The sequence below is a fragment of the Caulobacter sp. GW821-FHT10F06 genome (assembly GCF_058809215.1).
On the sequence record NZ_JBXASK010000003.1, the window covers coordinates 342,871 to 355,116 of the forward strand.

Here is a 12,246-nt window from a genome sequence, read left to right on the forward strand (position 1 = left end):
TCGTCCCCCGCGATCTGCCCGTGTTCGACCAGGACGAGCCCTTGCCGATTTCGTATCTCTCGGCCGCGCAGATCGCCGCCTTGCCGGAACAGATCATCGACGGCCTGTCGACGACCAAGATCGCCACCCTGGCCGGCACCCAGGTCGGCGCGCTGAACGCCAGCGCCGTCGCGACCCTGGACGCGGCCCAGCTGGGCGCGCTGTCCTCGACCCAGGTGAAGGGTCTGTCGGCGACCCAGATCCCCGGCTTCGCCGCCAATGTGATGTTCAACGCCGACCAGCTGGCCGCCTTCAGCGGCGCCCAGGTGGGCGCGATGACCTCGACCCAGCTGGCCCAGCTGGACGCCAGCCGCCTGGACGTCCTGAGCGCCACGCAGCTGGCCGGTCTGTCGGCGACCGGCTTCTCCACGCTCGACGCCACCCAGGTGGCCTCGCTGGAAGGCAGTCAGCTGACCGGCCTCACCGCCACGCATCTGGCCGGCCTCACCGCCACCGATATCGGCGAGCTGTCGTCGACCCAGATCAGCGCGCTGGGCGCCGACCAGGTCGGGGCCCTGGGCCTGACCCAGCTGAGCGCGCTCAGCAACGCCCAGATCGACGGCCTGTCGACCACCCAGATCAAGGGGCTGAGCGCCGCCCAGATCGGCGGCCTCAGCGCCGCGCAGGTGGGCGGCCTCGACACCACCCAACTGGGCGCCCTGTCGGCGGCGCAAGTGGCCGGATTGAGCGCCACCCAGATGACCGGCCTGACCGACACCCAGATCGGCGGGCTGACGGCCACCCAGATCGGCGGGCTCAACGCCACCTCGCTGTCGTCGCTGAACGCCACCCAGGTGGCGGGCTTCAGCACCACGCAATTGTCAGGCCTGACCTACACCCAGGTCCAGGGCCTGAGCGCCACCGACTTCGCCGAGCTGTCGGCGGCCCAGATCGACGGCTTCAGCGCCACGCAGCTGAGCGGCGTCTCGTCGACCAATCTGGCCGGCCTGAACGTCTCTCAGCTCGACAGCCTGTCCAGCACCCAGCTCGCGGCGCTCTCCAGCACCCAGCTGAGCGGCCTGACGGCCGACCTGTCGAGCCTGTCGGCCACCCAGTTCAGCCAGCTGACCAGGACGCAGGTCGGCGGATTGTCGACCACCAGCTTCAACTCGCTGAGCGGCACGCAGATCGCGGCCCTGACCGGCACGCAGCTGGGCGGTCTCAGCGTCACGCAGCTGGGCGGCCTGACCGCCACGGACTTCGCCGAGCTGTCGACCACCCAGGTCGGCGGGCTGTCGGCCACGCAGATCGGCGGACTGTCGGCGACCAACGTCGCGGGCCTGGACGCCACCGCCTTCCAGCGCCTGACCGCGACCCAGGTCGGCGGCCTGGCCGCCAGCCAGCTGGCCGGCCTGAGCACGACGGACATCGCCGAATTCACAGCCACCCAGATCGGCGGCCTGACCGCCTCGCAGCTGGGCGCGCTGTCGGTGACCAACCTGGCGGCGCTGGACGCCACCCAGGTCGCCTCGATCACCACGACGGCGATCAAGGGCCTGTCGGCCTATCAGGTGCGCAGCCTCAAGCAGAGCGACTTCGACGAGCTGAGCGGCTCGCAGATCGCGTCCCTGGCCTCGACGCAGCTGGGCTCGCTGTCGACCACGGTGATCGCCGGGCTCAGCACCACGCAGGTCGGCTACCTCATGCCCACCCAGATTCCGGGCCTGACCGTCACGCAGCTGGATTGGCTGTCGACGACCAATATCGAGGCCATGACACCGGTGCAGGTCGGCGCCCTGACACCCACCCAGGTCGAGAGCCTCTAGGCGCGATCGGCGCGCGATCCGTTCAAACGGCGCTTGGAAACCGCAATCGCGACGACCGGCGAGCGCGCAGAGTGGCGACGTTCAGGGAACTTCCCCCGCCCCCTCCGGTTTCCAGAACAGGACCTGGCCGCTTCCCCCGGCCTCGCCGGGTCCATGGCGACCGCCCGCTCCCTTGTCTCCCCCGATCCGGAGCGGGCGGTCCGACCCTTTGTGTTCCCGTCCGCCACGCCTATCTTTCGCCTGCGCCGCCAGGAAGCCGTCCATGAAATCCGCAATGCTCAAGGCGATCCCCCTCGCCATCGCCCTCACCGCCTCGACCCTGGTCCCGACCGCCCAGGCGCGACAGAGCGGGCCGATCGGGGCCCTGGGCCGCTGGGCGCTGGACCTGCCGGCGTCGCGCTTCAACGAGTCGATGACCGGCGCCGCGCCGACGACGGCGGAGCTGGACATCACCAAGGACGACGGCGTGATGCTGGCCTGGACCCTGGTCGAGAACGACGAGGACGGCGTGGCCGCGATCCAGTTCGCCGACGCCAGGCTGGACGGCGCCACGGCCTGGGCGGTGGTCAACATGGCGGCGGTCAAGATCAGCGTGACGCGTGACGGCCCGCGCGGCGTCAATGTCGTCACCCAGGGGCAGTCGGGTCGGCGTCAGTCGATGAAGGTCTGGCTGGTCGACGCCGACACCATCAAGATCGAGCAGGACGTCGACGGCCTGCCCGGCCCGCCCGACCAAGCCCTGACCTTCCGGCGGATCAAGTAGACCTCAGGGTCTCGGCCAGGAACGCCGTCAGCGCCTCCACGCGCGCGGGCCTGGGCCCGCCGGGCGGCATGACCAGGTGCAGGGCGATGGGCGGCGGACTCCAGTCGGTCATCACCGCCTCCAGCCGGCCGTCGGCCAGGGCCTCGCGGGCGATGAAGTCGGGCATGACGGCCAAGCCTTGTCCGGCGATCAGGGCCGGCATCAGGGCGTCGGCGTTGTTGACCCGCAGCGGCCCGGCGGGACGGACGGAAGCCTCTTCGCCCGCCGCGTTGACGAACCGCCAGGTGTCCAGCGTCGGCAGATAGGCGTAGCCCAGGCAGCTGTGCTCGGCGAGATGGCCCGGATGGGTCGGCCGGCCGCGCCGCTCAAGATAGTCCGGCGCGCCGACGACGTAGCGCTTCACCGGCCGTAGGCGGCGGGCGACCAGCGAGGAGTCCGGAAGAGCCGCGATCCGCAGGGCGGCGTCGAAGCCCATGCCGACCAGGTCGATGGTGGCGTCGCTGAGATGCAGGTCGACCGAGACCTCGGGATAGGCCTCCAGGAACCTCGGCAGCACCGGCGCGACGTCGCTGAGCCCGAACGACATCGGCACGGCCAGCCGCACGAGGCCCCGGGGCGCGGCCGACTGGGCCAGAGCCGTGTTCTCAGCCTCCTCGCCTTGGACCAGCACGCGCGTCGCCGGCTCGACCAGGCTCTGGCCGGCGTCGGTCAGGGCCAGGCGTCGCGAGGTGCGATTGAACAGCCGCGCGCCCAGCCGCGTTTCCAACCGGGTGACGGCCTTCGATACCGTGGCCTTGGACAGGCCCAGCTCGTCGGCCGCGCCGGCGAACGACCGCAGCTCCACCACCTTGGCGAAGATCGCCAGGCCTTCAAGGTCAGGAAGTTTGCTCATTTTGGAAACAATGCGTTTCAATAGTTTCTATTTCGGTTCTGATCCTGATCGCTATCTTCACCTCAAGCAAGGACGCCGACGGCGGCGCCCACAGAATTCAGAGGTTCAGGCCATGATCGATCGCAGACCGTTCGACAAGCTTGGCGGCGCCGACCACGGTTGGCTGAAGGCCAAGCACCACTTCTCGTTCGCCAGCTACTACGACCCCAGGAACATGAACTGGGGCGCCCTGCGGGTCTGGAACGACGACGAGATCGCCCCGAATACGGGCTTCCCGCCGCACCCCCACTCGGACATGGAAATCATCACCTATGTCCGCAGCGGCGCGATCACCCACCAGGACAACCTGGGCAACAAGGGCCGCACCGAGGCGGGCGACGTCCAGGTGATGAGCGCTGGGTCGGGCATCCGTCACTCGGAGTACAATCTGGAAAGCGACACCACCCGCATCTTCCAGATCTGGATCGAGCCCAACCGCACGGGCGGCGCGCCGTCCTGGGGCGCCAAGCCTTTCCCCAAGGGCGACCGCTCGGGCAAGTTCGTGACCCTGGCCAGCGGCTTCGACAATGACGGCGACGTCCTGCCGATCCGCACCGACGCCCGGGTTCTGGGCGCCACGCTTAAGGCCGGCGAAAGCACGACCTACGACCTGGGCAAGAGCCGTCACGCCTATCTGGTGCCGGCGGTCGGTTCGGTCACCGTCAACGGGGTCCAACTCGACGCCCGTGACGGCGCGGCGATCGCCAACGAGGACGTGATCACCGTCACGGCCCTCGAAGACGCCGAACTGGTGCTGGTCGACGCGGCCTAAACGGTCGAATTCTTCAATCCCCGGGCGGGGCGGACCCATAGGGTTCTTCCCGCCCCTTTTCCCTCAATCCGTTGTCAGGAGGCCATGATGGCCAAGGTTCTCGTTCTCTATTACTCGTCGTACGGCCACATCGAAACGATGGCCAAGGCCGTCGCCGAGGGCGCCCGCGAAGCCGGCGCGACCGTCGACATCAAGCGCGTCCCGGAAACCGCGCCCCTCGACGTGGCCAAGAACGCCCACTTCAAGCTGGACCAGGACGCTCCGGTCGCCTCCGTCGCCGAACTGGCCGACTATGACGCGATCATCATCGGCACGGGTACGCGCTTTGGCCGCATGACCTCGCAGATGGCCAGCTTCCTCGACCAGGCCGGCGGCCTGTGGGCGCGCGGCGCCCTGAACGGCAAGGTCGGCGGCGCCTTCACCTCGACGGCGACCCAGCACGGCGGCCAGGAAACCACGCTGTTTTCGATCATCACCAACCTGCTGCACTTCGGCATGGTCATCGTCGGCCTCGACTATGGTCACGCCGGCCAGATGAAGATCGATGAAGTGACCGGCGGCAGCCCCTACGGCGCCACCACCATCGCCGGCGGCGACGGCTCGCGTCAGCCGACCGAGAACGAACTGGTCGGCGCGCGTTACCAAGGCCGCAAGGTCGCCGAAACGGCGATCAAGCTGCACGGCTAAGGCTTTCGCCGTCCACGTTCCCTCCCCCGGTTAGGACGGCGACGCACCGCCCCGAGGCCTCACGGCTTCGGGGCGGTTTGCGTTTGGGATCATCAGCGCTTGTCATCTCGGGCGAAGACCCGGGACCACGGCAAGCTCATGCGTTTCCGGCGGTCCCGGCTCGGCGCGCTGCGCGCTTGGCCGGGATGACAGCTTTCAATGCTTGGGATCGAAGTCCGGCTTCTGGGCCTTCACGTAGGCCTCCCACTCGTCCTTGGAGTGGAAGTCGAGGCCTTTGTCCCAGCCCGCGCCCATGTAGTAGACGAACGGCTTGCCCGGCTCGACCTTGACCAGGACGAGGTAGTTGTCGGCGTCGGCCCGCACCTCGACCACAGAGGCGGGATCGACCATCAGGGCGACGCCCATCGTGCCCTTGTCCGGATCGGTCGGCTCCCAGTACGAGACCCGGCCCGGGGCCAGGTCCTTGACGAACTTGCCCGTGCCGTTGGGACCCTTGCGCTTGCTGATGCCGATACCGACCACCAGCGGACCCGGCTTGTCGGAGCTGATGGTCGAGACCATCCGCGTGAAGTTGGTGCCCATCGGCAGAGTGAAGGTTCGGGTCTCCCAGACCTTGCGATCCACGTCGACCGGCCAGGGCGCGTAGTCCACCTTGAAGGCCGCCACGTCAGGGCCGTTCTTCAGGATCTCGTGGGACTTCCAGTTGCGGGAGACCCACAGCTTGTTGTCCTGCCAGATCCCCAGACCGCCGGCCCCGCGGAAGGTGTCGACGTTGTAAAAGTCCAGTCCCTCGCCGTGATAGTCGTGCTGCTGGCCGGTCTTCAACTGGCGCACCATGAACGGCCAGCGCACGCCCTTGCCCCAGGCGTCGATGCCCGAGGTCGACGGCGGCTCGTAGGCCTGGAGAGCTGGGCCGTAGATACGGTGGGCCGTGCGGTCGTTCTCCCAGAGGATGTCGTCATAGCGCCACGGCGCGAAGACGACGCTGGCGCGCGGCTTCTGGCCCTCGGCGTCCGGCTTCTCCATCGCCGAGACCAGCTTGGGCGGGACCGGCGTGGTCTGGGCGGCCGCGACCATCGGCAGGGCCAGGAGGGCGGCGAGCCCGAGGCAGGCGCTCTTCAACATCGGAAACTCCGGACTATTGGAAACGGTCGGCGAACTTGGCCAGGGCCGCGCGGGCGCACTGGTCGGCGGTGTCGTGGCCGGTGTCGGCGATGGCCAGGCCGCCGACCAGCACGCCGTGGGCGTGCAACGGCAGCGAGCCGCCATGCGGATTGAGATGGTCCGGATCGGCGGCGATCCTGGCGGCGAAGTCGGCGTCGGCCTTCTCACGCGGCTCCATGACGCTGCCAGGCGCGTCGAACAGCACGGCGGTGGCGGCCTTGCGCGGCGCGGCGATCGGCGGCTTGGGACTGGCTTCGTCGCGCAGCACCACCAGCGGCAGGCCCTTGGCGTCAACCACGCTGGCGCTGACATGGAAACCCTTGGCGGCGCAGACCTCGACGGCCGATCTGGCCAGGTCGATCGCCACGGGAAGGGTCAGAACGGGCGGTTCAGGCGTCGCGGCGAGACCAGCGGCCAACGCAAAAAGCGCCCACATCGTGCTTCCTCCCAGAAGTCTGGCTTCCGGATATACAGCTAGGCGAAAATTGGTCTATCCAAAATATCAAATTGGTTAAACCAAATGCCAAGCAGAGCGAGTTGCACGCCCATGCGCTTGCCCGTGCGCACGACGGCCGTCAGCCAGCCGCCGCCCCACGGCGTGTTGATCACCGCCTCGTCCAGCACTTCGCCCATGGCCTTCAGGCGATGCCATAGCCGCAAGGGCTTTAGCGCCAGCCACATGGTCAACCCCACCGCGCCGTCGCGTGTCAGGTTGGGCTGATAGTGAGCCACCAGATCCTCGACCTCGCCCAGGTGCTCGATGCATTCGGAGAAGACGACGATGTCGAAGGTCTCGTCGGTCCTGAAGGTGCGCCCGTCGCCCAGCAGCATGGCGATCTGGCCGGCGGCGATCTCGGGCGCCAGGCGTTCGGCGCCCTTGTCGACGGCGGGCTTGGAGAAGTCGACGCCGACATAGCGGGCCGGCCTGTGGGCCCGCAGGGCCTCGAAGAACACGCCCTCGCCCGCCCCGATCTCGAGCACGCGCGGATTGGGCCAGCGATCGGCGATCATCGCGGCCAGCATACGATGGTGATGGCGCTGGTCGGAGCGGGCCAGGCGGTCATAAAGCCCGGCCTGGTATTCGGCGTCCCACTTCTCGACCGGGGCGGCGACGATGGCCTTGCCCCGCTTGCGCATGAAGACCTCGCCCAGCCAGGGTTGGTCCAGGGAGAGCAGTTCGGTGAACCGCCGCCAGCGCATATAGGCCATGTCTTCTCACCCCAGAACTACCGGTTCCCGGATAGTGCGGGCCCGATCCTCGTCCTTCGACAAGCTCAGGATGAGGTTATCTACGGAAGGCTAGCAATGGTCCTCACCCTGAGCTTGTCGAAGGGCGAGGACCACGCAAGGCGTTGAGCCTAGGCCTTGTTGGCCAGCGCCGCCTGGGCGGCCGCCAGACGGGCGATCGGCACGCGATAGGGCGAGCACGACACGTAGTCGAGGCCGACGCTTTCGCAGAAGGCGATCGAGGCGGGGTCGCCGCCATGCTCGCCGCAGATGCCCAGCTTCACGCCCGGACGGGCCGCGCGGCCGCGCTCGGCGGCGATGCGGATCAGGTCGCCCACGCCTTCCTGGTCGAGGCTGACGAAGGGGTCCTTTTCGAAGATGCCCTTGTCGATGTAGGCGCCCAGGAACTTGCCGGCGTCGTCGCGGCTGATGCCGAACGTCGTCTGGGTCAGATCGTTGGTGCCGAAGCTGAAGAACTCGGCGTTCGCGGCCAAGTCGCCGGCCCGCAGGGCGGCGCGCGGCAGCTCGATCATCGTGCCGACCATGTATTCGATGGTGACGCCCTGCTCGGCCAGCACCGCCTTGACGGTGCGGTCGGTCAAATCGCGCAGGTACTTCATCTCTTCGCCCTTGGCGACCAGCGGGTGCATGATCTCGGGGATCGGCGCGGCCTTGCCGGACTTGGCGATGTCGCAGGCGGCCTCGATGATCGCCCGGACCTGCATCTCGTAGATCTCGGGATACGAAACGCCCAGGCGGCAGCCGCGGTGGCCCAGCATCGGGTTGGTCTCGTGCAGTTCCTTGGCGCGACGCAGCAGCTTGTCGGCGTCGAGACCCGTGGCCTGGGCGACGGCCGCGACGTCTTCTTCGGTGTGCGGCAGGAACTCGTGCAGCGGCGGATCCAGCAGGCGGATCGTGACCGGCAGGCCTTCCATGATCGTGAACAGCTCGACGAAGTCGGCCTTCTGGAAGGGCGCGATCTTGGCCAGGGCCGTGCGGCGACCGGCTTCGTCGTCGGCCAGGATCATTTCGCGCACGGCGGCGATCCGGGTGTCGTCGAAGAACATGTGCTCGGTGCGGCACAGGCCGATGCCTTCCGCGCCGAACTGGCGGGCGGTCTTGGCGTCCAGCGGCGTCTCGGCGTTGGCGCGCACCTTCAGGCGGCGGACCTCGTCGGCCCAGCCCATCAGGGTGGCGAAGTCGCCGGTCAGCTCGGGCTCGATCATCTTGGGCGCGCCGACCAGGATTTCCCCGGTCGAACCGTCGATGGTGATGATCTCACCGGCCTTGAACTCGCGGCCGCGAACCCTGAACAGGGCTTCCTTGGGGAAGATTCCGACGTCGCCGGCGCCCGAGACGCAGGCCCGGCCCATGCCGCGCGCCACCACGGCGGCGTGGCTGGTCATGCCGCCCCGCGCCGTGATGATGCCACGGGCGGCGTGCATGCCGTGGATGTCTTCCGGCGAGGTCTCTTCGCGCACCAGGATGACGCTTTCACCGGCGGCGGCGGCCTTTTCGGCGGCGTCGCTGTCGAAGACGATCTTGCCGGTGGCGGCGCCGGGCGAGGCCGGCAGGCCGACGGCGATCACGTCGCGATGGGCGGTGGGATCGATGGTCGGGTGCAGCAGCTGGTCCAGCGAGGCCGGCTCGACCCGGCCGATGGCCTCCTGCTTGGAGATCACGCCCTCGGCGGCCATGTCGACGGCGATCTTCAACGCAGCCTTGGCGGTGCGCTTGCCGTTGCGAGTCTGCAGCATGTAGAGCTTGCCCTGCTCCACCGTGAACTCGATGTCCTGCATGTCGCGATAGTGGCGTTCCAGCGTCTCGACCACGGTCTTGAACTGCTGGAAGACGACCGGCATCGCCTCTTCCATCGACGGGTTGGTGTCGCCCATCTCCTCGCGGGCGATCTTGGTGATCGACTGCGGCGTGCGGATGCCGGCGACGACGTCCTCGCCCTGGGCGTTGATCAGGAACTCGCCGTACAGGCGGCTGTCGCCGTTCGACGGGTTGCGGGTGAAGGCCACGCCCGTGGCCGAGGTTTCGCCCATGTTGCCGAACACCATCGACTGGATGTTGACGGCGGTGCCCCAGGCCTCGGGGATGTCGTGCATGCGGCGATAGAACTTGGCCCGGTCGTTCATCCAGCTGGCGAACACCGCGCCGATGGCGCCCCAGAGCTGCTCCTGGGCGTCCTGCGGGAACGGCTTGCCCAGCTGATCCTGCACGGCGGCCTTGTAGTCCTTGATCACTGCGGCCCAGTCGTCGGCGGTGAGGCCGGTGTCGACGTGAACGTCCAGGCGATCCTTGTGGTCGTCGAGGATCTCCTCGAACATGTGGTGCTCCAGATCGAGCACGACATTCGAGTACATCTGGATGAAGCGGCGATAGCTGTCATAGGCGAAGCGTCGGTCGCCCGACAACTTGGCCAGACCTTCGACCGTCTCGTCGTTGAGGCCCAGGTTGAGAACGGTATCCATCATGCCCGGCATCGAGGCCCGGGCGCCCGAGCGCACCGAGACCAGCAACGGGTTGGCCACCGAGCCGAACGTCTTGCCCGTCAGGCCCTCGACCGTCGCCAGGCCGTCCTTGACCTGCTGGGCCAGCTCGGCCGGGTACTGCTTGCCGTTGGCGTAGTAGTGCACGCAGGCTTCGGTGGTGACCGTAAAGCCCGGAGGCACCGGCAGTCCCAAGGAGGACATTTCCGCCAGGTTGGCGCCCTTGCCCCCCAGCAAGTTCTTCATCGAAGCGTCGCCATCGGCGCCGCCTCCCCCGAACGAATAGACCCAACGGGCTTTGGTCAGCGTCTCAACCGGCATTTTGAATTCACCCTGCGATAAGTGAAACAGGCCGCGATCTTCTTTGTGATCGTCTTGCCTTGGGACAAAGCGTGGAACGGTGATCCCGCACTGCAATATCCGGGGCGTTCACTAGCACTTTGGCAAAGAAGGCGTCCACCAGCGCTTTTCGTTCCAGAGATCAGAGCCGAAATTCGGCAAATAATTTCAATGACAACGTTGTCTTGATCGCGTTTTGACAAGGTTGGACGTAATCGCGCCAACAACAAATTTTAGAAGCGTTCGCCAGACGGAGCTTCGCCGTCGCGCGCGTTCAATCCATCGGCGGCTGGACCGTGGGTTCCCGGTCTCCTAAAGTGAATCATTCAACGATCCCGTCGCCGAAACCCTGGGAGTCTCGTTCTGTCCGGGTCGCCGCCTCGATCCTCTCCGCCGCCGACCGAGACGCCGTTGATGCGGCTGTACGGCGAGAAGCGGGCCAACCTCATTCGCTTCTTCGCGGCGCGACTGCGTTCGACCGCCGAAGCCGAGGATCTGGTGCAGGACCTCTTCCTGAAGATTCAGGCCCAGGGCGACCTGGAAGCGCGCGAGGACAGTTCGGCGCTGCTGTTCCGGATGGCCAACAACCTGATGCTGGATCGCCTGCGCGGCCAGACACGCGCCAGCGCCCGCGACGAGCGCTGGCGCGACTCTCAGACCACGGCCATCGGCGGCGATCCGATCGCGGACGTTCCCTCGGCGGAAGACGTCGTAAGCGGTCGGCAACGACTCGCCGCGATGATGGCCGCGCTGAAGACCCTGCCGCCCAAGACGGCCAGGGCCTTCACGCTGCACAAACTGGACGGTCTGAGCCATGCGGAGACCGCCGCGACCATGGGAATCAGCCGCAGCGCTGTGGAGAAGCACGTAAGCGCGGCCTTGAAGGCGTTGATGGTGAGGACGTGATGACGAATATTCGCGTCTTGAGCGCAATTTCTGGAGGGAGCGGCCGCGTGGCGGCGTCTCACATATGTAGAGGCGCGCACGGGCGTCGGGACAGGGCGGCATGACCGGGGCTCAGAACGACATCGACGCAGCCATCGAATGGCTGGTTCGCCTCCAGGGGCCGTCCGTCACGGACGGCGACTGGCTGGCGTTCGATGCGTGGCTGTCCAGCTCGGCCGACAAGGCCGCCGCCTATGACAAGGTCCTGGCCTTCGACCAGGAGTTCGGCCTGCTGACCCGCTCGATCGATCGCGACGGCCTGGCCGAGAGCCCGCAAAGCGGCGTCATCATTCCCTTCCGCACCGCCAAGCCGGTGCAGGCGTCGCGCCGCGTGGCGCTGTGGTCAGCCGGCGGCGCGATCGCCGCGGCCTTCGTGGCCGGCGTGGTTCTGGTTCCGATGTACGGTCCCGGCGCGGCCAAGGAGACGGTCTATTCCACCGGCGTCGGCGAGCGGAAGACCATCGCCCTCGAGGACGGCACCCGCATCGACCTGAACGCGGCCTCGCGAATCAGCGTCCGCTTCGAGCGCGGCGAGCGTCACGTCAGCATGGGCGACGCCCAGGCCTATTTCGACGTCGCCAAGGATCCCAAGCGGCCTCTCTTGATCGACGCCGGCGAAACCCAGGTGCGCGTGGTGGGCACCGCCTTCGACGTCCGTCGCCGCGACGGCGCGGTCGCCGTGGCCGTCCAGCGCGGCCTGGTCGAGGTTCGCCCGACCACCGATCGCGCCGCCACGCCCTATCGCCTGAAGCCCGGCATGGGCCTTTCGCACGTCGAAGGCCAGGCCGACGCCCAGGTCGCCAGCGTGGCCACCGACGAAATCCTCGGCTGGCGCGAAGGCCGGCTGATCTATCGCGACCAGCCGCTCTCGGCGATCGCGGCCGACATGAACAGGCTCTTTGATCGCCCCGTTAAACTGGGAGATGCGCGCGCCGCGAACCTGCGACTTTCGGGTGTGTTGATCGTGGACCAGCAGGATGCGATGATTGGACGACTGTCTAATCTGCTTCCCGTCCAAGCCACAACGACCCCCGAGGCTGTCGTGATCCGGGCGCGCTAGAGTCTTGTCGGAGCGAACCAAAACGTTCTAGCGGCGAGGCGACGGCTCTAGGGTT

The 12,246-nt window shown here is 67.5% G+C and carries 11 protein-coding genes and 1 pseudogene; 7 read left to right on the plus strand and 5 right to left on the minus strand.

From position 1 onward, the window contains the following. Positions 1-20 precede the first annotated feature (20 nt). Both AC1RUS_RS07975 and AC1RUS_RS07980 read left to right on the plus strand, forming a co-directional pair. Entirely contained in the window at positions 21-1,805 is a 1,785-nt protein-coding gene (locus tag AC1RUS_RS07975) for a beta strand repeat-containing protein (RefSeq protein ID WP_492914777.1), read from the plus strand. A 262-nt stretch (positions 1,806-2,067) separates the two neighbouring features. Then, positions 2,068-2,568 (plus strand): hypothetical protein, encoded by a 501-nt coding sequence (locus AC1RUS_RS07980; RefSeq protein ID WP_492914779.1) that lies wholly within the window; start codon positions 2,068-2,070, stop codon positions 2,566-2,568. Here AC1RUS_RS07980 and AC1RUS_RS07985 read toward each other — a convergent pair. Continuing rightward, the gene (locus tag AC1RUS_RS07985; protein WP_492914781.1) at positions 2,561-3,460 is read right to left on the minus strand and encodes a LysR family transcriptional regulator; all 900 of its coding nucleotides are present in this window, start codon (positions 3,458-3,460) and stop codon (positions 2,561-2,563) included. The two genes, AC1RUS_RS07980 and AC1RUS_RS07985, sit on opposite strands and share 8 nt — an antisense overlap. Before the next feature lie 112 nt (positions 3,461-3,572). Between AC1RUS_RS07985 and AC1RUS_RS07990 the strand changes: the two genes are divergently transcribed. Together AC1RUS_RS07990 and wrbA are read left to right on the plus strand one after the other, a co-directional pair. Then, on the plus strand, positions 3,573-4,271 hold the full coding sequence (locus AC1RUS_RS07990; protein WP_492914783.1) for a pirin family protein: 699 nt from the start codon (positions 3,573-3,575) through the stop codon (positions 4,269-4,271). Positions 4,272-4,358: 87 nt separating this feature from the next. Further along, a complete protein-coding gene (gene wrbA, locus AC1RUS_RS07995) occupies positions 4,359-4,958 on the plus strand; it encodes an NAD(P)H:quinone oxidoreductase (protein ID WP_492914785.1) in 600 nt (199 codons plus the stop codon). A 195-nt stretch (positions 4,959-5,153) separates the two neighbouring features. Here the strand turns inward: wrbA and AC1RUS_RS08000 are convergent, their stop codons facing one another. Genes AC1RUS_RS08000 through AC1RUS_RS08010 form a run of 3 tightly spaced genes read right to left on the minus strand, consistent with a single transcriptional unit; the run spans position 5,154 to position 7,331 of the window. After that, positions 5,154-6,083 carry a DUF4861 family protein gene (locus tag AC1RUS_RS08000; RefSeq protein WP_492914787.1) on the minus strand — a complete coding sequence of 310 codons (930 nt, stop codon included), beginning with the start codon at positions 6,081-6,083 and terminating at the stop codon, positions 5,154-5,156. Positions 6,084-6,096: 13 nt separating this feature from the next. Next, positions 6,097-6,558, minus strand: coding sequence for a GlcG/HbpS family heme-binding protein (locus tag AC1RUS_RS08005; protein WP_492914789.1), 462 nt, complete (start codon positions 6,556-6,558; stop codon positions 6,097-6,099). Between the two features lie 38 nt (positions 6,559-6,596). Further along, positions 6,597-7,331 (minus strand): SAM-dependent methyltransferase, encoded by a 735-nt coding sequence (locus tag AC1RUS_RS08010; protein WP_492914791.1) that lies wholly within the window; start codon positions 7,329-7,331, stop codon positions 6,597-6,599. A gap of 45 nt (positions 7,332-7,376) precedes the next feature. Here AC1RUS_RS08010 and AC1RUS_RS08015 point away from each other — a divergent pair. Next, positions 7,377-7,462, plus strand: a pseudogene (locus AC1RUS_RS08015) (hypothetical protein); the annotation flags it as partial. 18 nt (positions 7,463-7,480) lie between these two features. On the opposite strand, the gene ppdK reads toward AC1RUS_RS08015, so the two are convergent. After that, positions 7,481-10,168, minus strand: coding sequence for a pyruvate, phosphate dikinase (gene ppdK / locus AC1RUS_RS08020; protein ID WP_492914793.1), 2,688 nt, complete (start codon positions 10,166-10,168; stop codon positions 7,481-7,483). 432 nt (positions 10,169-10,600) lie between these two features. Here ppdK and AC1RUS_RS08025 point away from each other — a divergent pair, with 432 nt between their 5' ends. Continuing rightward, the gene (locus AC1RUS_RS08025) at positions 10,601-11,092 is read left to right on the plus strand and encodes an RNA polymerase sigma factor (protein ID WP_492914795.1); all 492 of its coding nucleotides are present in this window, start codon (positions 10,601-10,603) and stop codon (positions 11,090-11,092) included. Positions 11,093-11,192: 100 nt separating this feature from the next. Beyond that, a complete protein-coding gene (locus AC1RUS_RS08030; RefSeq protein WP_492914797.1) occupies positions 11,193-12,191 on the plus strand; it encodes a FecR family protein in 999 nt (332 codons plus the stop codon). Positions 12,192-12,246 lie beyond the last annotated feature (55 nt).

Coding starts and splice junctions, on each gene's coding strand:
- AC1RUS_RS07985 (WP_492914781.1), bottom strand. CDS start 3,460: ATGAGCAAACTTCCTGACCTTGAAGGCCTGGCGATCTTCGCCAAGGTG.
- AC1RUS_RS07990 (WP_492914783.1), top strand. CDS start 3,573: ATGATCGATCGCAGACCGTTCGACAAGCTTGGCGGCGCCGACCACGGT.
- AC1RUS_RS08010 (WP_492914791.1), bottom strand. CDS start 7,331: ATGGCCTATATGCGCTGGCGGCGGTTCACCGAACTGCTCTCCCTGGAC.
- AC1RUS_RS08005 (WP_492914789.1), bottom strand. CDS start 6,558: ATGTGGGCGCTTTTTGCGTTGGCCGCTGGTCTCGCCGCGACGCCTGAA.
- AC1RUS_RS07980 (WP_492914779.1), top strand. CDS start 2,068: ATGAAATCCGCAATGCTCAAGGCGATCCCCCTCGCCATCGCCCTCACC.
- AC1RUS_RS08000 (WP_492914787.1), bottom strand. CDS start 6,083: ATGTTGAAGAGCGCCTGCCTCGGGCTCGCCGCCCTCCTGGCCCTGCCG.
- wrbA (WP_492914785.1), top strand. CDS start 4,359: ATGGCCAAGGTTCTCGTTCTCTATTACTCGTCGTACGGCCACATCGAA.
- ppdK (WP_492914793.1), bottom strand. CDS start 10,168: ATGCCGGTTGAGACGCTGACCAAAGCCCGTTGGGTCTATTCGTTCGGG.
- AC1RUS_RS08025 (WP_492914795.1), top strand. CDS start 10,601: ATGCGGCTGTACGGCGAGAAGCGGGCCAACCTCATTCGCTTCTTCGCG.
- AC1RUS_RS08030 (WP_492914797.1), top strand. CDS start 11,193: ATGACCGGGGCTCAGAACGACATCGACGCAGCCATCGAATGGCTGGTT.